A 21647-nucleotide genomic window follows, 5' to 3' on the forward strand; every position below is an offset into this window, starting at 1 on the left:
TTCCTCATAACCCTGCTTTCAAACTTGCTTCGATAAATTTGTCCAGATCGCCGTCCAGCACCGCCTGCGTGTTACGGGTTTCAACCCCGGTACGCAGATCTTTAATGCGGGAGTCGTCGAGGACGTAAGAACGAATCTGGCTGCCCCAGCCGATATCCGATTTGTTGTCTTCCAGCGCCTGCTTCTCAGCATTCTTTTTCTGCATTTCCAGCTCGTACAGCTTAGCCTTCATCTGCTTCATTGCCTGGTCTTTGTTCTTGTGCTGAGAACGGTCATTCTGGCACTGAGTTACGGTGCCGGTTGGAATGTGGGTAATACGTACCGCAGATTCTGTACGGTTAACGTGCTGGCCACCCGCGCCGGATGCACGATAAACGTCAATGCGCAGGTCCGCCGGGTTGATGTCGATATCAATGTTGTCGTCCACCTCCGGGTAAACAAACGCGGAGCTGAACGAGGTATGACGGCGGCCACCGGAGTCAAACGGACTCTTACGCACCAGACGGTGAACGCCGGTTTCGGTACGTAACCAGCCAAAGGCATAGTCGCCTTGAATACGAATGGTCACGGACTTAATGCCCGCCACGTCGCCTTCGGACTCTTCAATAATTTCGGTTTTGAAACCGCGAGCTTCTGCCCAGCGCAAGTACATGCGCTCCAGCATGCTCGCCCAGTCCTGCGCTTCTGTACCGCCTGAGCCTGCCTGGATGTCGATATAGCAATCGGCGCTGTCGTACTCACCAGAGAACATACGGCGGAATTCAAGCTGCGCCAGTTTGGCATCCAGCACGTCCAGCTCGGCAACGGCCTCGTTAAAGGTCTCTTCGTCGTCGGCTTCTACCGCCAGCTCAAGCAGGCCGGAAACATCTTCCAGGCCCTGGGCCATCTGATCTAACGTGTCGACAATGGCTTCCAGTGAGGAACGTTCTTTCCCCAGCGCCTGTGCACGTTCAGGTTCGTTCCAGACATCGGGCTGTTCCAGCTCGGCGTTTACTTCTTCGAGGCGCTCTTTCTTGGCATCGTAGTCAAAGATACCCCCTAAGAACGTCGCTGCGCTCTGTGAGGTCCTGGATGCGGCTTTTTACCGGATTAATTTCAAACATGCGTAATTTCTTATGTTGATTTCAGAAGACGAAATGCGGTCGTAAACCGGAAAGTTTACCGGATTTACGCCGCATTTTGTAGCATTCTCCCTGACATATAGCCAAGTAATTAACGCTGCAGCAGCGTTGAGAATGCGGGCTATATCGGCCAGAGATGATCAATCAAAAGCTGCACGCTTCGGTTGCCGCGAAACTCGTTCACGTCCAGCTTGTAGGCCAGCTCAACTTCGCGCACGCCGTTGTCCGGCCAGCGGGTGGTATCCACGTTAAAAGCGATACCGTCCAGCAGCGGGCCACCACCGACAGGCTCCACCATCACCTTCAGATGGCGCTCGCCCACCAGGCGTTGCTGGAGAATGCGAAACTTGCCGTCAAACAGTGGCTCAGGGAACATTTGCCCCCACGGCCCGGCGTCTCTGAGCATCTCCGCTACTTCCAGCGTCATCTCCTGGGCAGACAGCGGGCCATCGGACCAGATTTCCCCCTGCAACAATGCCGGATCCAGCCACTCGCCAACCAAATCGCCAAAGCGCTGACGGAACTCTTCAAAGCGAGCCTCTTCCAGCGACAAACCTGCGGCCATGGCGTGACCACCGAACTTCAGCATCATGCCGGGGTAAAGCGTGTCCAGACGTTCTAAGGCATCACGCATATGCAGCCCCTGAACCGAGCGGCCGGAACCTTTAAGCGTGCCGTCTCCAGCAGGCGCAAACGCGATGACCGGGCGGTGGAAACGCTCTTTGATGCGTGAGGCCAGAATGCCGACCACGCCCTGGTGCCATTCAGGGTGATACATCGCCAACCCATAAGGCAGTTGTTCGCTACTGCGCTCCAGCTGTTCGCAAAGGGTTAGCGCTTCGACCTGCATGCCTTGTTCAATTTCTTTCCGCGTTTGGTTCAGGGCGTCCAGCTCGTTAGCCAGCATGCGTGCTTCACCAATATTTTCGCTTAGCAGCAGCGCCACGCCAACCGACATATCATCCAGTCGGCCTGCAGCATTCAGACGCGGCCCCAGCGCAAAGCCCAGATCGCTGGCGGCGATCTTTTGCGGCTCACGATTGGCCACTTCAAGCAGCGCTCGAATACCGGGACGGCATTTACCCGCGCGAATACGGCTTAGCCCTTGCCAGGTCAGAATGCGGTTGTTGGCATCCAGCGGCACCACGTCTGCCACAGTGCCAAGCGCGACTAAATCGAGCAGTTCAGCCAGGTTCGGAATGGCCAACCCACGCTGTTCGAACCAGCCGTTATCACGCAAATGTGTCCGCAGCGCCAGCATCAAATAAAACGCGACGCCGACGCCGGCCAGGGATTTAGATGGAAATGCGCAGTCGGCGAGATTCGGGTTGATGATAGCTTCGGCAGCGGGAAGTGTTTCCCCAGGCAGGTGGTGATCGGTCACCAGCACGGGGATCCCCAGCGCATGAGCGCGCTCAACGCCCGCATGGGATGAGATACCATTGTCGACGGTCACTATCACCTGCGCGCCGCGGGCGTGCGCCTGATCGACCACTTCCGGGCTAAGCCCATAGCCATCTTCAAAGCGATTAGGCACCAGGTAGCCAATATTCTCAGCCCCCATGCTGCGCAGGGCCAGAACGCTTAGCGCGGTACTGGTTGCCCCATCGGCATCAAAATCGCCGACAACGATGATGCGCAAGCCTTCGCGAAAGGCGTTATAAAGCATGACGACGGCTCGATCGATGCCGCTGAGCTGCTGCCACGGCAGCATCCCTTTTACACCGCGCTCCAGCTCTTGTTCGCCACGCACGCCACGGCTGGCATACAGCCGCTGCAGTAAAGGAGGCAACGTAGCAGGAAGCGCCACCGAGCTGTCAACGACCCGGCGGCGGAGTTGCGTTTGCTGTTTCACCCGAAATTAACCACCCGCTTTCATTAACTGCTTGTGGGCATCCAGCATTTGCTTCATCTCTTTAGGCCCCTGATAACCGGGGATCATGCTGCCGTTGCTCAGGACGATCGCTGGCGTCCCCTGCACGCCAAACTGCACGCCCAGGTTGTAGTGGTTAGCCAGGTTAATGTCGCAGCTTGCCGGAGCCACATCTCCGCCCTTCATTGCTGCATCGAACGCTTTATTGCGATCTTTCGCGCACCAGATGGACTTCATGTCGCTCTCAGCCTGGCTTTGCAGCCCCTGGCGAGGGAATGCCAGATAACGCACGGTGATCCCCAGTGCGTTGTAGTCGCTCATCTCTTCGTGCAGCTTGTGGCAGTAGCCGCAGGTGATGTCGGTGAACACCGTAATCACATGCTGCTCCTTCGGAGCTTTGTAGATAATCATCTCTTTTTCCAGCGCGTTCAGCTTGCCGATGAGCAACTGGTTAGTCACGTTCACCGGCTGAGCGCCGCTTACATCATAAAGCGGCCCCTGGATAACATGTTTGCCGTCTTCGGTCACGTAGAGGACGCCGCTGTCGGTCAGCACGGTTTTCATCCCGGCAACCGGCGCAGCCTGAATCTCCGCGCCCTGCACGCCCAGCTTCGCCAACGATTGTTTAATGGCGGCGTCATCCGCGTGAGCAAAACCGGAAACAGAAGCGGCCAGCAGCGAAAGCAGCCAAAAACCTTTTTTCATGAGGATTCCTTTATCTCTTGTGGCACTCACGCTCGAGGGTGGTGCTGTTGATGCAGCTGACGTAAACGCGCCGTCGCTACATGTGTATAAATTTGTGTGGTGGACAAATCACTATGGCCCAGCAGCATCTGTACGACACGGAGATCCGCGCCATGGTTCAGCAAGTGCGTGGCAAAAGCATGGCGCAACACATGCGGCGACAGTTTTTCGCTGTCGATGCCCGCCAGCACGGCATAATGCTTAATACGGTGCCAAAAGGTTTGCCGCGTCATTTGCTGCGCGCGGTTGCTGGGGAAGAGCACATCCAGAGACTGCCCGTTTAACAACTCCGGGCGGGCATACTTCAGGTATTCTTCGATCCAGTAAACAGCCTCTTCTCCGAGTGGCACCAGGCGCTCTTTGTTACCTTTACCAATCACCCGCACGACGCCCTGCCGTAGGCTAATATCGCTCATTGTCAGCCCGACCAGCTCCGACACACGCAGCCCGGTTGCGTACAAGACTTCCAGCATGGCTTTATCGCGCAGCTCAATAGGCTGATCGACACACGGAGATTGCAACAGCCGTTCAACCTGAGCCTCGCTTAAATCCTTCGGCAAACGCTGGGGCAGCTTGGGGGACGAAAGCAACGCACTAGGGTCGTCTTCCCGCATTTTTTCGCGGTACAGGTACTGGAATAACCGCCGCATAGCGCTAAGCAACCGCGCTGAACTGGTGGCTTTATAACCGCCCTCAACGCGCTCGGCAAGCAGCGACTGGAGATCCGAAGCCTGAACCGTTAAAAAACTGAGTTGCTGACGCCGCAGCCACTCGGCCACCATAGTGAGATCGCGGCGATAAGAGTTGAGCGTATTTTCAGCCAGATTTCTCTCCAGCCACAGCGCATCCAGAAACTGTTCTATACGGATCTTATCCTGCTCCACGCTCCACTCCTGATTTGGCGAATTGTGTCCATTATGCATGATGGCGAACGGGATCTGGTACACTTGGCCATCTGCACGCGATTAAAATGAGTTGTTATTGCTATGAACATTGGTCTTTTTTACGGCTCCAGCACTTGCTACACCGAAATGGCCGCCGAAAAAATTCGCGACATCATTGGCCCGGAACTGGTGACGCTTCACAACCTGAAAGACGACGCCCCGGCCATGATGGAGCAGTATGACGTTCTGATCCTTGGCATTCCAACCTGGGATTTTGGTGAACTACAGGAAGACTGGGAAACCGTCTGGCCACAGTTGGATGAACTGAACCTGGAAGGCAAACTCGTGGCGCTTTACGGTATGGGCGACCAGCTAGGCTACGGTGAATGGTTCCTGGATGCGTTAGGCATGCTGCACGACAAACTGGCACCGCGCGGGGCACAGTTCATCGGCTACTGGCCAACAGAAGGCTACGAATTTACTAGCCCAAAACCAGTGATTGCTGACGGGCAGCTATTTGTTGGCCTGGCGCTTGATGAAACCAATCAGTACGACCTGAGCGACGAACGCATTGAAGCCTGGTGCGAGCAAATTCTGGGCGAAATGGCCGAGCGTTTCGCTTAAATCTGCCCGCTTCCGCTCGCCTGTTGCTGCATCAGCAGGCGGCGTAGATCTCGCCATTCACCGATGTCCATGCTGTCAGCAGCCAGCCACAGATGCTGACAGCGATGTTTTCCGGCACGACGCAGTCTTAGCATCACCCCACTGTCAATCATCCACGGATTTCCGACGATATCCCAGTCACGCCCCTGCCAACGCAGACGAAAGTCCGTCAGCAGTTTAATTTCGCCCTGGCGCGCGTGAATGCGGCGCTGGCTGCGCACGCTGTCGAAAACCACAAGGGAAAGCAGCAACATCCAGACGAGCGTATAGCTCATTGGCCACGGCATTAGCAGCACGAACAGCGCCACCAGGCCGTGGAGAAGCAATGACATCCATTGCGCGCGCCATGAAACCCGCAGATCAGATTGCCACAGGACCACGTTCTTTATTCCGTGTCTGAATCAGGGCAACCATACGCTGAAGCTCGGCATCTGCTGGTTTACCGTGATTCATCAACCAGTTAAACAGGTCTGGATCGTCAGATTCCAGCAGGCGAACAAACAGCTGCTTATCGCTGTCGCTGAGCGTTTCATATTCATGTTCGAAGAACGGCATAATCGAAATATCGAGCTCGCGCATTCCACGGCGGCATGCCCAGTGAATTCGGGCTTTATTATTGATATCCATGTGCACTTTCCTGCTTAGCCATCAAGTTGGGTACGGAGTTAGTGTAACGTGTTTTTGTCACCGGGATTACCTGAATGTTCCATTGTGCGCGCTTTCCCCACACAAACCCGTGTAACAGCACCGATTGCACAAGATTCCCCCGAGGCAACACGCAAACGCACGAATGGCGTTATCAAACTGCTTGCATTGCCCTCAGGCTCTTTTACCATTGAGAAATTAAACCGTTGGATAACCCGGGATCCTTGTTATGGCTTTTAATCCGTTTCCTCCTCGCCAGCCTAGTGCCGCCGCCCGTCTCCCGCTGACGTTAATGACGCTTGATGACTGGGCTCTCGTGACTGCCGTTGGTGCAGACTCTGAGAAATATCTTCAAGGTCAGGTGACTGCCGACGTCGCTAAACTTGGCGCGGGCCAGCATCTGCTCTGCGCCCATTGCGATGCCAAAGGGAAGATTTGGAGCAACCTGCGCCTGTTCCATCGTGGTGAAGGCTTTGCGTTTATTGAGCGCCGTAACCTGCGTGACGCTCAACTCACGGAACTGAAGAAATATTCCGTTTTCTCTAAAGTCACCTTTAATGCGGATGATGCCAGTGTCCTGTTAGGGCTAGCAGGGTTCCAGGCGCGTGCTGCGCTTGCAGCCGTTTTCGATACGCTGCCGGATGAAGAGACTCAGGTTGTTCAGCACGGCGCAACGACACTGTTGTGGCTGAACCTGCCGGCGGAACGCTTCCTGATTGTCACTGACGAAGAAACGGCTCAGACGTTAACCGAAAAACTCAGTGAAGAAGCCCAGCGTAATGATAGCCAGCAGTGGCTGGCGCTGGATATCGAAGGTGGATTGCCGGTCATTGATAGCGTAAACAGCGCGCAGTTCATTCCACAGGCAACGAACCTTCAGGCGCTGGGCGGTATCAGCTTTAAAAAAGGCTGCTACACTGGCCAGGAAATGGTTGCCCGAGCCAAGTTCCGCGGGGCAAATAAACGCGCACTCTGGCTGCTGGCCGGGAGCGCAAGCCGTGTGCCTGAAGCAGGCGAAGATCTTGAATTGCAGATGGGTGAAAACTGGCGTCGTACCGGCACCGTGCTGGCCGCTTCGCGATTAGAAGATGGCCGTCTTGTTGTACAAGCTGTGATGAACAACGATCTTGAGCCGGACAGTGTTTTACGTGTACGTGACGATGCAAACAGCAAGCTCGCACTTGAGCCACTTCCCTATTCTCTGGAAGAAAATTAATCGAACGCTGAGCCCCGAAACCGGGGCTCAATATTTTGATTCTGGCGAGCCAGGCGCGTTAACGAATATAGAGATAAATCGCGAGGAAATGGCAGACGCTGCCGCCCAGCACAAATCCATGCCAGATGGCATGATTGTACGGAATACGTTTGCAGACGTAGAAAATCACCCCGAGTGAATAAACGATACCGCCAATCGCCAGCAGCGTAACGCTGCCCGGTGCCAGTTTGACGACCATTTGGTAGATGACGACCAGCGACAGCCAGCCCATCAGCAGATAGGTCACCAGCGACAGCACCTTAAACCGGTGGGCAATGGTGAGCTTAAACAGGATCCCCGCCAGCGCCAGGCTCCAGATAACAATCATCAGCCCTTTTGACAGCGGCGAGTTGAGCCCCACCAGCAAAAAAGGGGTATACGTGCCGGCAATCAGCAGATAAATGGCGCAATGGTCGAACTTTTTAAGCCACCGCTTGGCCCGCTCGTGCGGAATGGCGTGGTAAAGCGTTGAGGCGAGAAACAGCAGGATCATGCTGCCGCCGTACAGGCTGTAACTGGTGATTGCCGTTGCGCTGGCATTGGCATCGACCGCCTGCACCAGCAACAGCACCAGGCCAACAATACCGAACACCAACCCAATGCCGTGGCTGATGCTGTTGGCTACTTCCTCAGCCAGAGAATATCCATGCGCGACAAGTGGTTTCCGAGCCATCTGGCTCCTCCCGAGATAAAGAAGAATAACGCAGCGATACTAGCCTAACTGAGAATGATTCCAGTGAACACATGTAAGCTAAAATAAATATGTGAACGCCTGTGACGACGCACTTCGTCAGTGTGGAGAATTTCTTTTACAATCAAACGACAACAAATAACGAAGGAAAACACGATGCAACAGGCATTTGGCGAAATGAGCGCGGTCATCCATTTTCTGATGGAGATTGATAAGCTAAAACTGGTTCAACGCCGCACCAAAATCATTGGCCATGAACGGCATGAAAACTCTGCCGAGCACAGCTGGCACTTCGCCGTGGCGGCAATGAGCCTGGCCCCCTGGGCCGAAAAAGAAGTCGATATACAGCGCGTGATCCAAATGGCACTGCTGCACGACATCGTGGAAATCGATGTGGGCGATGTACTGGTTTATGACATTGCGGCTCGAGAAGCCATCGCCGAAAAAGAAGCGGCAGCAGCACAACGTCTGTTTGGTTTATTACCCGCACCGCAGGGGCCACAATTTCTGGCTTTGTGGCAAGAATATGAGGCAGGTACCACACCCGACGCCCGCTTTGCCGGGGCGCTGGATCGTATTTTGCCTATTCTGCTTAACCTGCATAACGAAGGGCAGAGCTGGCGAGAGAATAATATTTCCCTGCAGCAGGTATTAACCCGCAATGCACAGGTGGGAGAAAGCTGGCCGGAATTATGGCAACATGTCGAGCGTCAATTATATCAGGCGCACGAGAAAGGCTGGCTACGGTAGTCTTAGCCACCAATAAGTGTCGTACTAGCAGGAAGAAAAAGTATGTTTACCCATGCGGCAATCGCCACCCTGAACGGCCTCGAAATGATGGTGTACAACTTTGTCATTAAAAACAAAGACAAAGTCATGTATATGACCATCCGTGAGCTGGCGGATGCCGCAGGTGTCTCTACCACTACCGTGCTGCGTTTTTGCCGCAAGCTCAACTGTGAGGGGTATTCCGAGTTTCGCGTCCGCTTTAAATTATATCTGGAGCAAACAGAAACTCAGCCCGCTAATTTCGGCAGCAGCGAAATCATCAGCTTTTTTAAAAGTACAAACAATGAAGAGTTCGATAATTTAATCGACCACGCTGTAGATATTATTTGCTCCTCCGAGCGTATTATTTTTGTTGGGGCTGGAACGTCTGGTGCTTTAGCTAAATATGGTGCGCGCTTTTTCTCTAACGTGGGTAAATTTAGCAATCATATTGATGACCCTTATTTCCCAGTCACCAATGATATGGCACGTAACGCGCTGGCAATTGTACTTTCCGTATCTGGCGAAACCGAAGAAATCCTGCGCTTTGCCAGCCAGTTCAGCCTGCACCACTGTAAAGTGATGTCCATCACCAGCCATGAAAACTCATCTCTGGCGAAATTAGCTGACTTTAATATTTCCTGGCATATTCCACCGGTGCGTATCGCTGGTGTGTATGACATCACTACACAAATCCCCGTTATTTATATTCTTGAAACCATTGGCCGCCGTCTGGCAAAAAGAATGCTATAAAAAAACACCTTGTTTTTTATTTGTGACAAATCACAAATCGCGATATTTGTTATATCGTGACAATCCGTTTTCATTTGTTAGACTCCAAAGCAGAAATAATACTTTCAGCGCGACGATGTGAACCTACGCACATTATTTTCTGCGCTAACAATGAGATGAAAGAATATGAAACAACTTAAGTTACCGAAGGACTTTTTATGGGGCGGCGCGGTTGCCGCTCACCAGGTGGAAGGCGGCTGGAACAAAGACGGTAAAGGCCCAAGCATTTGTGACGTACTGACGGGCGGAGCCCACGGCGTCCCGCGCGAGATAACCCTGCAGGTAGAACCCGGTAAATACTACCCGAACCACGAAGCGATTGATTTTCATGGCCGCTACAAAGAAGACATTAAGCTGTTCGCCGAGATGGGCTTCAAGTGCTTCCGCACCTCCATTGCCTGGACCCGCATCTTCCCTAACGGCGACGAGCAGCAGCCTAACGAAGCTGGCCTTAAGTTCTACGACGATATGTTCGATGAGCTGCTGAAATACAATATCGAGCCGGTCATCACCCTCTCCCACTTCGAAATGCCGCACCATCTGGTCACCGAATACGGCGGCTGGACCAACCGCAAAGTGGTCGATTTCTTTGTTCGTTTCGCCGAAGTCGTGTTCGAGCGTTACAAGAGCAAAGTGAAGTACTGGATGACCTTTAACGAAATCAATAACCAGCGTAACTGGCGCGCGCCGCTGTTCGGCTATTGCTGCTCCGGTGTGGTTTATACCGAGCACGACAACCCGGAAGAGGTGATGTACCAGGTACTGCACCACCAGTTTGTAGCCAGCGCAATGGCGGTGAAGATCGGCCACCGCATCAATCCGGAAATGAAAATTGGCTGCATGCTGGCGATGGTGCCGCTTTATGCCTTCTCCTGTAAGCCAGAAGATCAGATGTACGCTCAGGAGTCGATGCGTGAACGTTACGTGTTTACCGACGTTCAGCTGCGCGGCTATTACCCGTCTTATGTACTGAACGAATGGGAACGCCGCGAGTTCAACATCAAAATGGAAGCCGGTGACGAACAGATCCTGCGTGAAGGCGTCTGTGATTACCTCGGTTTCAGCTACTACATGACGAACGCCGTTCAGGCCGAAGGCGGCACCGGCGATGCGCTCTCAGGCTTCCAGGGCAGCGTGCCGAACCCGCACGTTAAAGCCTCCGACTGGGGCTGGCAGATTGACCCGGTTGGCCTGCGCTATGCGTTGTGTGAACTGTATGAACGTTACCAGAAACCGCTGTTCATCGTGGAAAACGGCTTTGGCGCCTACGACAAAGTAGAGGCTGACGGCGCCATCAACGATGACTACCGCATTGATTACCTGCGTGCTCACGTTGAAGAATTGAAAAAAGCCGTAACTTACGACGGCGTGGATCTGATGGGCTATACGCCGTGGGGCTGCATCGACTGTGTGTCTTTTACCACCGGCCAGTACAGCAAGCGCTACGGCTTTATCTACGTCAACAAGCACGACGACGGCACCGGCGATATGTCGCGCTCGCGCAAGAAAAGCTTCAACTGGTACAAAGAAGTGATTGCCAGCAACGGCGAGAATCTCTAAAGCAAAAGGCGCCTTCACGGCGCCTTTCTTATTTAAACGGGTAAGCCAAACCGGAAGCAGGCCCCGCGTTTTGGCTGGTCCACCAGCGAAATATCGCTGCCGTGCAGTTGCAGCATCTGGCGCACAATCATCAACCCAAGCCCGCCAACCCTGAGCCGGGATTGATTCACAATCGAAGGTCGCACAAATAGCCCTTCTTTTAGCTCCTGCGGAATGCCTGGCCCGCTGTCACTGACCTGCACCATGACTTTATCCAGCTCTTTCCACAGCCGGACTGAAATCACGCCTTTATCCGGCGTATGGCGAATCGCGTTGTCCAACAGATTGGTCAGCACACGCTCGATCATGCTGACGTCAGCTTCAATCAGCGGCAATCCAGGCTGGATGTCGGCTAAAAGTTCAAGTTGGCGAGTTTGCGCCGGTAGCTCAAATTTCTGGAACACATCCTGCAGTAGTTCGCTGATAGAGAAGCTCTCCTTGTGCGGCTTGACCACCCCGTATTCCAGTCTCGCCAGTTCGAACAGCGACTGCGCCAGCGCTCCAACCTTCTGACTCTGGGCCAGCGCAATATCCAGATAGCGCTTTTTCTCCGCCTCGCTCAGCGTAGCCGACATGACCGACAGGCTTTCCAGGTAACCATGCAGCGACGTTAGCGGCGTTCGCAGGTCATGGGAGATATTGGCAATAAATTCACGGCGCAGCTGATCTTGCTGGGTCAGGCTATGCCACTGTTCGGAGATTCTCCCGGCCATAGCAATAACCCCATGCCTCAGTTGAGCAAGCTCATCCCCGTCTCCACCTGAATTTTGCGGCAGAGCTGCCATGGCTTGCATTTCAGCCATTCCGCCTGATTCCAGCGCCTTCACATGCTGCGAAAGTTCGCGAAGCGGGCGTGTGATCCAGCGAAACGCCAGGCCGCCCACCACCAACCCCAGCACGCATATAAGGCTGAGCAGAAACAGGCTTAGCTTTAAAACGGCATCAAACTGAGCACTGTTGGCGAGCTGATTATAAGTTTCGCCCAGCAACACCACGTACAAATAGCCTTCCAGCTTGCCGTCCCGCATCATCGGCGCCACGCTAAACACCTTCTGCCCGTCCAGGCTGCGCGGGTCATCGCCATAAAGCGGGAATTTGCCGCCGTTCAGCGCGGCCCGTAGCGGAGCGAGATCGACCTGATGGCGCTTAATATGCCCATCCGGCGCGGCATCACCAATAATATTGCCTTGTTTATCCAGCAGATAAACTTCCACGCTGGGGTTAACGGCCATCAGATGATCAAACAGCGTGCGGACCGAGTCTTTGTTCAGCCCGTCCTGCCCGAGCAGCGGGTAGCTCTGGTTGATGTGCTGCGCCAGGTCACCGGAAAGTTGCTGAATAACGGCCTGGCTGTACTGCGTGCTGGTACGTACTTGCAGCCAGCCCAAAAAGGCACAGGCGGTCAGCAGCAGAACGGCAAAAACCAGCGTCAGGCGGCGGGAAAGCGTAAGAATTCGCATAGGGTTACTCACGTATCTGGGCGGTAAACTTGTAGCCTTTACCCCACACGGTGCGGATAAAATTCGGCTCCGCCGGGTTATCTTCAATCTTGATGCGCAACCGGTTGATGTGGGTGTTTACGGTGTGCTCATAGCCTTCGTGCTGGTAGCCCCAAACCTGGTTGAGCAGGTGCAGACGCGAAAACACTTTGTCCGGGTTGCGGGCAAAGAAGTAGAGCAAATCAAACTCTCGCGGGGTGAGCTCCACGGGCATCTGATTCAGCCGAACATCTCGGGCCAGCGGATCAATTGTCAGCGGGCCAAACGTCAGCGTGCCTGCGTCTATCTTGAGGTTTTGGCTCATGGCCTCCTGACGGCGGAACAGTGCCTTCACGCGGGCGACCAGTTCGAGCATCGAAAAAGGTTTTGCCAGGTAGTCGTCCGCGCCCAGCTCAAGCCCCAGCACGCGGTGCGTTTCGCTGGAGCGAGCGCTGATCATAATAATCGGCGTGTAGCGCGTCATGCTTCTGGCAAAGCGGCAAATCTCCAGGCCATCGACACCGGGCAGCATCAGATCGAGAATCAGCGCATCCCAGCCACCCTGCCTGAGCTTTTCCAGGCCGACATTGCCGTCGGCGGCATGCACAATCTCAAAGCCTTCTTCCCGCAAATGCAGTTGCAAAAGCTCGGCGATATTTTCGTCGTCTTCTACGATCAGTATTTTTTTTGCCTGATTCACTTTGTCTGTCCCCACACGCTGGCATAGCCAAAGTTTACACAACTCGCGTCGGTTAAGTTGTCACATTTAATTTAACTTTGCGTGAGGCAATGGGGAACAAATCTGGCCAATACTCGCTGCATCAAATCACGAGGAAGCCGGACGATGGAAAGCTCAACGCTGCATACCGCCCCAACGCTCATTCACCCGCTATGGCTGAGGCTCTGCCACTGGCTGAATGCGCTGGCGATCCTGATTATGGTCACCAGCGGCTGGCGCATTTATAACGCCTCTCCGCTGTTTCATTTCCAGTTTGCCAACGAATTGACGCTCGGTGGCTGGCTGGGCGGCGCGCTGCAGTGGCACTTTGCCGGGATGTGGCTGTTTGCGGTCAACGGCGTGATTTACCTGCTGTGCAATCTCTTCAGCGGCCGCTTTAAGCAGAAATACTGGCCCTTATCGCCTCGTGAGTTCTTCCAGGATGCCTTCGCGGCGCTGCGGGGGAAATTAGCCCACGCCGACCTGAGCCATTACAACATGGTGCAAAAGGCGGCCTATCTGTTTGTTATCGTCGACAGCCTGCTGCTGGTTATTTCCGGCCTCGTCGTGTGGAAATCCGTGCAGTTTGCTCTGCTACGAGAGTTGCTTGGCGGCTACGACACGGTGAGGTTTATCCACTTTTATGCCATGTCCGCACTGGTCGGCTTCGTGGTGATTCATCTGCTGATGGTGGCGCTGGTGCCCCGCACGCTGCTCGCCATGCTCCGTGGCCGCTAAGGAAGAAACATGAGCGATAAAAACGAAATCATTAAAGAAGCAACGCAGCTGATTAATAAGCAGCTCACGCAGGAAGGCCGCCGTCGTTTTTTAAAGCAGGGCTTAACGCTCGGCGGTATCGCGATGCTCACCGGCTGCGATATCAGCGATAACGCCACGGTTGAAAGTTCGCTCAGCAAGATTTCGAGTTTTAACGACCGCATCCAGGCCTGGCTGTTTAACGGCAGCCAGCTGGCACCGGTTTACCCGGAAAGCATGATCGACGCTAACTTCCCGTTTAACGCCTTTTACGGCGAGGACGAAGCGCCGGACATCAACGGCGACAGCTACCGCCTGGAGCTTGCCGGGCTGATTACCGACAAGCGCCCGTGGACGCTGGCACAACTTCACCAGATGGCGCAGGTCAGCCAGGTGACTCGCCATATCTGCGTCGAAGGCTGGAGCGCTATCGGCAAATGGGGCGGCGTCCCTTTTGCCCTGTTCCTGAAAGGGATTGGTGCCGACCTGCGAGCCAAATACGTCAGCTTTAAATGCGCGGATGACTACTACACCAGCATCGATATGGCCACCGCGCTGCATCCGCAAACGCTGATTGCTTTAACCTGGGATGGCAAAGTCCTGCCGCGTAAATATGGCTACCCGATGAAACTGCGTATCCCGACCAAACTCGGCTACAAGAACCCGAAGCATATTCAGGTCATTGAAGTCACCAATCGCTACCCCGGCGGCTACTGGGAAGACCAGGGCTATAACTGGTTCGGTGGTAGTTAATTCTCTGTCTCACAGATAAATCAAGGAAATACATCATGAAAAAGATCTACGCTGCCCTGCTGTGCTCCACCATGCTGTTCGGTATCGCCGGGGCTAACGCTGCGGATTCGATGAGCAAAGATTCCATGGCCAAAGACGGCATGGGCAAAATGACCCACACCTGTAAAGACGGCATGAACAAGGACGGCATGAAGAAAGATTGCATGTCCAAAGACGGTATGAAGAAAGACAGAATGAGCAAAGACCATATGGGCAAAGACAGCATGGCCAAAGACGGTATGGCGAAAGACAGCATGAGCAAGCAATAAGCCTTACGCTACGCCAGTCTCACCCTCTTCTGGCGTAGCGAACTTATTTCCCTCCGGCCGCATCACTCCCACTAAAGAAATTGCCACTGCTCCCAAAAACAAGAAAGGGCACCGAAGTGCCCTTGATTCAATCTGTAAAAACTATTCGTACTCGCTCATCGGCACGCAGGAGCAGAACAGATTGCGGTCGCCGTAAACGTCGTCAAGACGCTTCACGGTTGGCCAGTATTTATTGCCGTGACCAGCCGGGAAGACCGCCAGTTCGCGGGTGTACGGGTGCGCCCACTCGGAAACGATTTCGTCCTGAGTGTGCGGCGCGTTCACCAGCGGGTTGTCTTCCAGCGGCCATTCGCCTGCAACGACGCGGTCGATTTCGCTGCGAATGGAGAGCATCGCATTAATAAAGCGATCCAGTTCCACTTTGCTTTCGGATTCGGTTGGCTCAACCATCAGCGTGCCCGCTACCGGGAACGACATGGTTGGCGCATGGAAGCCGAAGTCGATCAGGCGCTTGGCGATATCCAGCTCGCTGATGCCGGTTTCTTCTTTCAGCGGACGAATATCCAGAATACATTCGTGAGCCACGCGGCCGTTCGTGCCGGTGTACAGCACCGGATACGCGGATTTCAGGCGGGTCGCGATGTAGTTGGCGTTCAGAATCGCTACGGAGCTGGCTTTCTTCAGGCCGTCCGCGCCCATCATGCGGATGTACATCCAGCTGATAGGCAGAATAGAGGCGCTGCCAAACGGGGCGGCGGAAACCGCGCCTTGCTGGGTCAGCATCTCTTCAATCTGAACCACGCTGTGGCCCGGTACAAACGGCGCCAGGTGCGCTTTAACGCCGATTGGGCCCATGCCCGGGCCGCCGCCGCCGTGCGGAATGCAGAAGGTTTTGTGCAGGTTGAGGTGCGACACGTCCGCGCCGATATAGCCCGGCGTGGTGATCCCGACCTGAGCGTTCATGTTGGCGCCGTCCAGGTAAACCTGGCCGCCAAACTGATGCACGATCTGACACACTTCGCGGATCGTTTCTTCGTACACGCCGTGGGTGGACGGGTAAGTCACCATGATGCAGGAGAGCGCTTCGCCAGCCTGTTCGGCTTTAACTCGCAGATCCTGCAGATCGATGTTGCCTTGTTTATCACAGGCCACGACGATCACTTCCATACCCGCCATTTGTGCCGAAGCCGGGTTGGTGCCGTGCGCAGAGCTTGGGATCAGGCAGATGTTGCGGCTACCTTCGTTGCGGCTTTCGTGGTAGCGGCGGATAGCCAGCAGGCCAGCGTATTCGCCCTGGGCGCCGGAGTTCGGCTGCATGCACAGCGCGTCGTAGCCGGTCAGTTTCACCAGCCAGTCGGACAGCTGGGCGATCATCTGGTGATAGCCTTCGGCCTGGTTTGCCGGGCAGAACGGATGCAGCTCAGCAAATTCCGGCCAGGTGATTGGGATCATTTCGGCCGCGGCGTTCAGCTTCATTGTGCAGGAGCCAAGCGGGATCATCGCCTGGTTGAGCGCCAGATCTTTACGCTCCAGAGAGTGCATGTAGCGCATCATCTCTGTTTCGCTGTGGTAGCGATTAAAGACCGGGTGGGTCATGATCTCGTCGTCGCGCAGCATCGGGGCCGGAATGGACTGGCTGTCGTTGGCAACGTCGCGATCCAGCTTGTCGATATCCAGACCGTGAGCATCGCCCAGCAGCACGTCGAACAGAGCAACAACATCTTCACGGGTGGTGGCTTCATCAAGGGTGATGCCTACCGCGTTCAGGATGTCGCTGCGCAGGTTAATTTCACGCGCTTCGGCGCGCGCCAGCACGGCGGCTTTGTCAGCCACTTCAACACAAAGGGTGTCGAACCAGTGTTTGTGGCGCAGAACCAGGCCTTTCTGCTGCAGGCCAGCGGCCAGAATGTCGGTCAGGCGGTGGATGCGGCCTGCAATACGTTTCAGGCCAGCCGGGCCGTGGAAGACCGCATACAGGCTGGCAATGTTCGCCAGCAGCACCTGGGAAGTACAGATGTTGGAGTTCGCTTTCTCGCGGCGGATGTGCTGTTCGCGAGTTTGCATCGCCATGCGCAGCGCGGTGCGGCCAGCGGCATCGCGGGAAACGCCGATAATACGGCCTGGCATGGAGCGTTTAAATTCATCGCGAGCGCCGAAGAACGCCGCGTGTGGGCCGCCGTAGCCCATTGGGACACCGAAGCGCTGGGCAGAGCCGAAGACTATATCTGCGCCCTGTTTGCCCGGCGCGGTCAGCATCACCAGCGTCATGAAATCTGCGGCTACGCTAACCACAACTTTGCGCTGCTTCAGCTCGGCAATCAGTGCCGTGTAATCATGCACTTCGCCGGTGGTGCCCACCTGCTGAAGCAGCACGCCAAATACATCCTGATGATCCAGCACTTTCGCTGCATCGTCGACAATGACGTCAAAGCCGAAGGTTTCCGCGCGGGTACGCACCACGTCCAGCGTTTGTGGGTGAACGTCAGAGGCCACAAAGAAACGGTTAGCGTTTTTCAGCTTGCTGACGCGTTTGGCCATCGCCATCGCTTCGGCTGCCGCGGTGGCTTCATCAAGCAGAGAAGCGGAAGCGATATCCATGCCGGTCAGGTCGAGCGTGACCTGCTGGAAATTCAGCAGCGCTTCAAGACGGCCCTGGGAAACTTCTGGCTGGTAAGGCGTGTAGGCGGTGTACCAGCCTGGGTTTTCCAGCATGTTACGCAGAATCACCGGCGGCGTTTGTACCGCGGTATAACCCATGCCAATGTAAGTTTTGAAGCGTTTATTGCGGCTGGCGATGGCTTTTAACTCGGCCAGCGCGGCAAACTCGGTCGCCGCGGAGCCAATCTGAGGCGGCTCAGCAAGCTGAATGTCCTGCGGAACGATGCTGGCGATCAGGTCAGGGAGCGTCTTCGCACCGACGGTCTCCAGCATTTCTTGCTGCTGCTGTGCGTCCGGGCCAATGTGACGATCGATAAACGCTTCGTGATTCTCTAACTGACTTAAAGACTGGGTCATGAGCGGTGATTCCTGAAATGGTTTCCCCTCCCCACCAGGGAGAGGGGTTTAAAAATTACTCGTCTTCTAACAGCGCTTCATAGGCAGAAGCATCCAGCAGCGCGGCAACCTGTGCTTCGTCGCTGGCTTTAATTTTGAAGATCCAGCCTTCGCCGTAAGGCTCGCTGTTGACCAGCTCCGGGCTGTCGCTTAGTGCATCGTTGACCGCAACGATTTCACCGCTGATTGGGGCGTAAATGTCAGAAGCCGCTTTCACGGATTCAGCAACGGCACAATCATCACCGGCAGAAACGGTGGCGCCCACTTCAGGCAGGTCAACAAATACCATGTCGCCCAGCAGTTCCTGCGCGTGTTCGGTGATGCCCACGGTGTAGCTACCGTCAGCTTCTTTACGCAGCCATTCGTGCTCTTTGCTGTATTTCAGTTCGTTCGGCACATTGCTCATTGTTTTCTCCTGATACCTGATTTCAAAATTTAAAGCGCAACCGGCTTACCGGCGCGAACAAAAATAGGTTTGGTGACTTTGACCGGCATTTCGCGGTTACGAATCTGCACAATCGCCGTTTCGCCGATGCCCGCCGGGACGCGAGCCAGCGCAATGCTGTAGCCGAGCGTTGGCGAGAAAGTGCCGCTGGTAATTGCCCCTTCGTGCGTATTGCCCTGCGCGTCGGTAAACCGTACCGGCAGCTCATTACGTAATACGCCTTTTTCGGTCATGATCAAGCCAACCAGCTCTTCGGTGCCGTTCGCGCGCTGTGCTTCCAGCGCTTCACGGCCGATAAACGCTCGATCTTCCGGCTGCCACGCGATGGTCCAGCCCATGTTCGCGGCTAGCGGAGAAACACCTTCGTCCATGTCCTGCCCGTAAAGGTTCATGCCCGCTTCCAGGCGCAGCGTGTCGCGAGCGCCCAGGCCGCAAGGCTTAACGCCCGCTTCAACCAGCTGTGCCCAGAATCCTGCAGCTTTGTCGTTCGGCATTGCAATTTCATAGCCCGCTTCGCCGGTGTAGCCGGTGGTGGCAATGAACAGATCGCCGGACTGCACGCCAAAGAATGGCTTCATGCCTTCAACGGCCTTACGCTGCGCTTCGCTAAACAGCGTGGCGGCTTTGGCCTTCGCATTCGGCCCCTGAACGGCAATCAGCGCCAGGTCGTCACGCACGGTGACGGACACGCCAAACGGTTCAGCGTGCTGGTTAATCCAGGCAAGGTCTTTTTCACGAGTGGCGGAGTTAACAACGAGGCGGAAATAGTCTTCGGTGAGGAAATAGATGATCAGGTCGTCAATCACGCCACCGGAAGCATTAAGCATGGCGGTGTAAAGGGCTTTGCCCGGCTGGGTGAGTTTGGCGACGTCGTTGGCGACTAAGTAACGCAGAAACTCGCGGGTACGGCTGCCGTGCAGGTCGACGATGGTCATGTGCGACACGTCGAACATACCGGCGTCGGTGCGTACGGCGTGATGCTCATCAATTTGCGATCCGTAGTGCAGCGGCATCATCCAGCCGTGGAAATCAACCATGCGGGCACCGCAGAGCGTGTGCTGTTCAAATAAGGGGGTCTGTTGAGTCATCTTTTCCTCTTTAACCATCTGGTTGCAAAGCGGATTTGGCTTTGCCAACCGTCAGACGAAACCCGGCATCGCCACCGTTCCCCGATAGCGACGCAAACGTTACCTTTGACCTGAACTTACCACCGAACGGGGGCGTAAACCATAAGCGAAAAACGGTCATTGCATTAGCTTATGACCAAAATGGGAGAGGAAGTGTGCAGAGTTATTCACTGTAAAAATGCGATTCACTCCACATTAACAGCAGGTATTTAGTGTCGAATTTAGCACTGGCTAACATTTACGACCATTTCAGAAACAAATTGACTACATCGCATAATTTGTAAGATTAGAAAATGTAATCCGAGATTTGTCCTGAGATTAGAATATTTCAAACGAGGGAGCAGATACCCTTCCCGATCATCGGGAAGGGAAATGTGACGGAGTTATCACTATGGATTCCATCGAGTGGGTTAGTCCTGCTAACCCTCTGTAGCTCGAAGTATGACGAGTATTTATTGCAGCCATGGAAGCTGAATCAGAGAGCGACTCTAATACTCTAAATAATTCCAGTTACAGGTAGGCAGCAAGGGAGCTTATCCCCAGGAGCTTACATAAAGTAAGTGAGTGCCGCTAACACCCCTGTAGCTCGAAGTATGACGAGTATTTATTGCAGCCATGGAAGCTGAATCAGAGAGCGACTCTAATACTCTAAATAATTCGAGTTACAGGTAGGCAGCAAGGGAGCTTATCCCCAGGAGCTTACATAAAGTAAGTGACTGGGGTAAGTGAGTGCCGCTAACACCCCTGTAGCTCGAAGTATGACGAGTATTTAGCGCAGCCAGGACGGCAGATCTTGCAACCCCATCGCCTGACGAACTAGCTGCGGTTTAACCCCCGGCAGCGTATCGGCAAGCTTCAGGCCAATGTCTCTGAAGAGTTTTTTTGCCGGGTTGCTGCCGGCAAACAGATCCCGGAAACCTTGCATACTGGCCAGCATCACCGCCGCGCTGTGCTTGCGGCTGCGCTCATAGCGACGCAGGTAGAGATGCTGCCCAAAATCTTTGCCTTCGCGATGCAGGCGGCGAATTTCCGCAATCAATTCAGCGGCATCCATAAAGCCGAGGTTGACGCCCTGCCCGGCCAGCGGGTGAATGGTATGGGCGGCGTCGCCCACCAGTGCCAGACGGTGGCCGGCAAAGCTGCGGGCGTAGCGGCCCGTCAGCGGGAAGGTGCGGCGCTCACTTTCAACAGAACACAACCCGAGACGCATGTTAAACGCGACGGAGAGCGCCTGGTTAAACGCTTCATCGTCGGCCTGCTGCATACGCACCGCATCTTCCGGCGGCAGCGACCAGACAATAGAGCAAAGATGCGGGTCAGAAAGCGGCAGAAACGCCAGAATGCCTTCCCCGTGGAACACCTGACGCGCGACGGCCTGATGCGGCTCGGCGGTGCGAATAGTCGCCACCAGCGCATGGTGGTTATAGTCCCAGAACGTCAGAGGGATATCGGCTTTGTCCCGCAGCCAGGAATTGGCACCATCTGCCCCCACCACCAGCCTTGCGGTTAGCATTGTGCCGTCCTTAAGGGTCAGGAACGCTTCGTTTTCACCCCAGGCGACCTGGTTGATGTCCACGGGTGCCATCAGGCTGATGTCGCTGCATTGCTCCGCCCGTTGCCAAAGCGCCTGGTGGATCACCGAGTTTTCGATGATGTGCCCCAGGTGGCTAAAACCGAAGCTCTTATCATCAAAAGCGATTTGCCCAAAGCTGTCCCGTTCCCAGACTTCCATCCCGTGATAGCTGCTGGCTCGCTCGCTGATTTTTGGCCACGCGCCCAGATGCGTCAGCAGCTTTTCACTCGCCGCATTGATCGCCGAAACACGCAGTTCTGGCGCAGCTTCAGGCCCCAGAGGCTGTGGAAGGTGGCTTTCAATGACCGCAACGCGCAGGCCGCTGCCCTGAAGCCCGCAGGCCACCGCCAGCCCCACCATGCCGCCGCCGACAATCGCCACATCTACGCTTTGCAAATTG

Annotated in this window: 21 protein-coding genes; 8 read left to right on the forward strand and 13 right to left on the reverse strand. The window is 55.0% G+C overall.

Going from position 1 to position 21647, the window contains the following annotated elements:
* Nucleotides 1-4: 4 nt before the first annotated feature.
* From prfB to xerD, 4 genes are all read right to left on the reverse strand, one after another.
* A protein-coding gene (prfB, locus tag LH23_RS01585; RefSeq protein WP_156108007.1) for a peptide chain release factor 2 occupies nucleotides 5-1103 on the reverse strand; the annotation gives its coding sequence in 2 pieces (ribosomal slippage) (nucleotides 5-1027 and nucleotides 1029-1103; 1098 coding nt in all).
* A 139-nt stretch (nucleotides 1104-1242) separates the two neighbouring features.
* Entirely contained in the window at nucleotides 1243-2976 is a 1734-nt protein-coding gene (gene recJ, locus LH23_RS01590; RefSeq protein WP_039287484.1) for a single-stranded-DNA-specific exonuclease RecJ, read from the reverse strand.
* 6 nt (nucleotides 2977-2982) lie between these two features.
* A complete protein-coding gene (gene dsbC / locus LH23_RS01595; RefSeq protein WP_039287493.1) occupies nucleotides 2983-3699 on the reverse strand; it encodes a bifunctional protein-disulfide isomerase/oxidoreductase DsbC in 717 nt (238 codons plus the stop codon).
* A gap of 26 nt (nucleotides 3700-3725) precedes the next feature.
* Entirely contained in the window at nucleotides 3726-4622 is an 897-nt protein-coding gene (gene xerD / locus LH23_RS01600; RefSeq protein ID WP_039287495.1) for a site-specific tyrosine recombinase XerD, read from the reverse strand.
* Nucleotides 4623-4724: 102 nt separating this feature from the next.
* On the opposite strand from xerD, the gene fldB reads away from it, so the two are divergent.
* Nucleotides 4725-5246: a flavodoxin FldB gene (gene fldB / locus LH23_RS01605; RefSeq protein WP_039287497.1), complete on the forward strand. Its 522-nt coding sequence runs from the start codon at nucleotides 4725-4727 to the stop codon at nucleotides 5244-5246.
* Here fldB and LH23_RS01610 read toward each other — a convergent pair.
* Nucleotides 5243-5665: a protein YgfX gene (locus tag LH23_RS01610; RefSeq protein ID WP_039287499.1), complete on the reverse strand. Its 423-nt coding sequence runs from the start codon at nucleotides 5663-5665 to the stop codon at nucleotides 5243-5245. The two genes, fldB and LH23_RS01610, sit on opposite strands and share 4 nt — an antisense overlap.
* Complete coding sequence (gene sdhE / locus LH23_RS01615; protein WP_008461626.1) at nucleotides 5646-5912, reverse strand: FAD assembly factor SdhE; 267 nt, start codon at nucleotides 5910-5912, stop codon at nucleotides 5646-5648. The genes LH23_RS01610 and sdhE overlap by 20 nt, the downstream gene beginning before the upstream one ends.
* A 247-nt stretch (nucleotides 5913-6159) precedes the next feature.
* Between sdhE and ygfZ the strand changes: the two genes are divergently transcribed.
* The gene (gene ygfZ, locus LH23_RS01620; RefSeq protein WP_039287510.1) at nucleotides 6160-7146 is read left to right on the forward strand and encodes a tRNA-modifying protein YgfZ; all 987 of its coding nucleotides are present in this window, start codon (nucleotides 6160-6162) and stop codon (nucleotides 7144-7146) included.
* Between the two features lie 58 nt (nucleotides 7147-7204).
* Here the strand turns inward: ygfZ and trhA are convergent, their stop codons facing one another.
* Nucleotides 7205-7858: a PAQR family membrane homeostasis protein TrhA gene (gene trhA, locus LH23_RS01625; RefSeq protein ID WP_008461624.1), complete on the reverse strand. Its 654-nt coding sequence runs from the start codon at nucleotides 7856-7858 to the stop codon at nucleotides 7205-7207.
* Nucleotides 7859-8032: 174 nt separating this feature from the next.
* On the opposite strand from trhA, the gene LH23_RS01630 reads away from it, so the two are divergent.
* From LH23_RS01630 to LH23_RS01640, 3 genes are all read left to right on the forward strand, one after another.
* Entirely contained in the window at nucleotides 8033-8626 is a 594-nt protein-coding gene (locus tag LH23_RS01630; protein WP_039287514.1) for an HD domain-containing protein, read from the forward strand.
* A 42-nt stretch (nucleotides 8627-8668) separates the two neighbouring features.
* Nucleotides 8669-9397, forward strand: a complete 729-nt coding sequence (locus LH23_RS01635) for a MurR/RpiR family transcriptional regulator (RefSeq protein WP_039287523.1) — start codon at nucleotides 8669-8671, stop codon at nucleotides 9395-9397.
* 165 nt (nucleotides 9398-9562) lie between these two features.
* Entirely contained in the window at nucleotides 9563-10996 is a 1434-nt protein-coding gene (locus tag LH23_RS01640; protein ID WP_039287524.1) for a 6-phospho-beta-glucosidase, read from the forward strand.
* Between the two features lie 32 nt (nucleotides 10997-11028).
* Here LH23_RS01640 and LH23_RS01645 read toward each other — a convergent pair whose 3' ends face one another.
* Together LH23_RS01645 and LH23_RS01650 are read right to left on the reverse strand one after the other, a co-directional pair.
* Nucleotides 11029-12495, reverse strand: a complete 1467-nt coding sequence (locus LH23_RS01645) for a sensor histidine kinase (RefSeq protein ID WP_039287525.1) — start codon at nucleotides 12493-12495, stop codon at nucleotides 11029-11031.
* A gap of 4 nt (nucleotides 12496-12499) precedes the next feature.
* Nucleotides 12500-13213, reverse strand: a complete 714-nt coding sequence (locus LH23_RS01650) for a response regulator transcription factor (protein ID WP_039287526.1) — start codon at nucleotides 13211-13213, stop codon at nucleotides 12500-12502.
* A gap of 144 nt (nucleotides 13214-13357) precedes the next feature.
* On the opposite strand from LH23_RS01650, the gene LH23_RS01655 reads away from it, so the two are divergent.
* From LH23_RS01655 to LH23_RS01665, 3 genes are read left to right on the forward strand one after another with little or no spacing between them, the layout of a single operon-like run.
* The gene (locus tag LH23_RS01655; protein WP_039287528.1) at nucleotides 13358-13969 is read left to right on the forward strand and encodes a cytochrome b/b6 domain-containing protein; all 612 of its coding nucleotides are present in this window, start codon (nucleotides 13358-13360) and stop codon (nucleotides 13967-13969) included.
* 9 nt (nucleotides 13970-13978) lie between these two features.
* Nucleotides 13979-14740, forward strand: a complete 762-nt coding sequence (locus LH23_RS01660) for a molybdopterin-dependent oxidoreductase (protein WP_039287531.1) — start codon at nucleotides 13979-13981, stop codon at nucleotides 14738-14740.
* 35 nt (nucleotides 14741-14775) lie between these two features.
* Nucleotides 14776-15048, forward strand: a complete 273-nt coding sequence (locus LH23_RS01665) for a pentapeptide MXKDX repeat protein (RefSeq protein ID WP_039287533.1) — start codon at nucleotides 14776-14778, stop codon at nucleotides 15046-15048.
* A gap of 141 nt (nucleotides 15049-15189) precedes the next feature.
* Here the strand turns inward: LH23_RS01665 and gcvP are convergent, their stop codons facing one another.
* From gcvP to ubiI, 4 genes are all read right to left on the reverse strand, one after another.
* The gene (gene gcvP, locus LH23_RS01670; protein WP_039287536.1) at nucleotides 15190-18063 is read right to left on the reverse strand and encodes an aminomethyl-transferring glycine dehydrogenase; all 2874 of its coding nucleotides are present in this window, start codon (nucleotides 18061-18063) and stop codon (nucleotides 15190-15192) included.
* A 55-nt stretch (nucleotides 18064-18118) separates the two neighbouring features.
* Nucleotides 18119-18508, reverse strand: coding sequence for a glycine cleavage system protein GcvH (gene gcvH / locus LH23_RS01675; RefSeq protein ID WP_008461608.1), 390 nt, complete (start codon nucleotides 18506-18508; stop codon nucleotides 18119-18121).
* Between the two features lie 29 nt (nucleotides 18509-18537).
* Nucleotides 18538-19635 (reverse strand): glycine cleavage system aminomethyltransferase GcvT, encoded by a 1098-nt coding sequence (gcvT, locus tag LH23_RS01680; RefSeq protein ID WP_039287537.1) that lies wholly within the window; start codon nucleotides 19633-19635, stop codon nucleotides 18538-18540.
* An 808-nt stretch (nucleotides 19636-20443) separates the two neighbouring features.
* Nucleotides 20444-21643 (reverse strand): FAD-dependent 2-octaprenylphenol hydroxylase, encoded by a 1200-nt coding sequence (gene ubiI, locus LH23_RS01685; protein WP_039287538.1) that lies wholly within the window; start codon nucleotides 21641-21643, stop codon nucleotides 20444-20446.
* Between the last annotated feature and the right edge of the window lie 4 nt (nucleotides 21644-21647).

It is taken from the genome of Cedecea neteri, from assembly GCF_000758305.1.
GTDB lineage: Bacteria > Pseudomonadota > Gammaproteobacteria > Enterobacterales > Enterobacteriaceae > Cedecea > Cedecea neteri_C.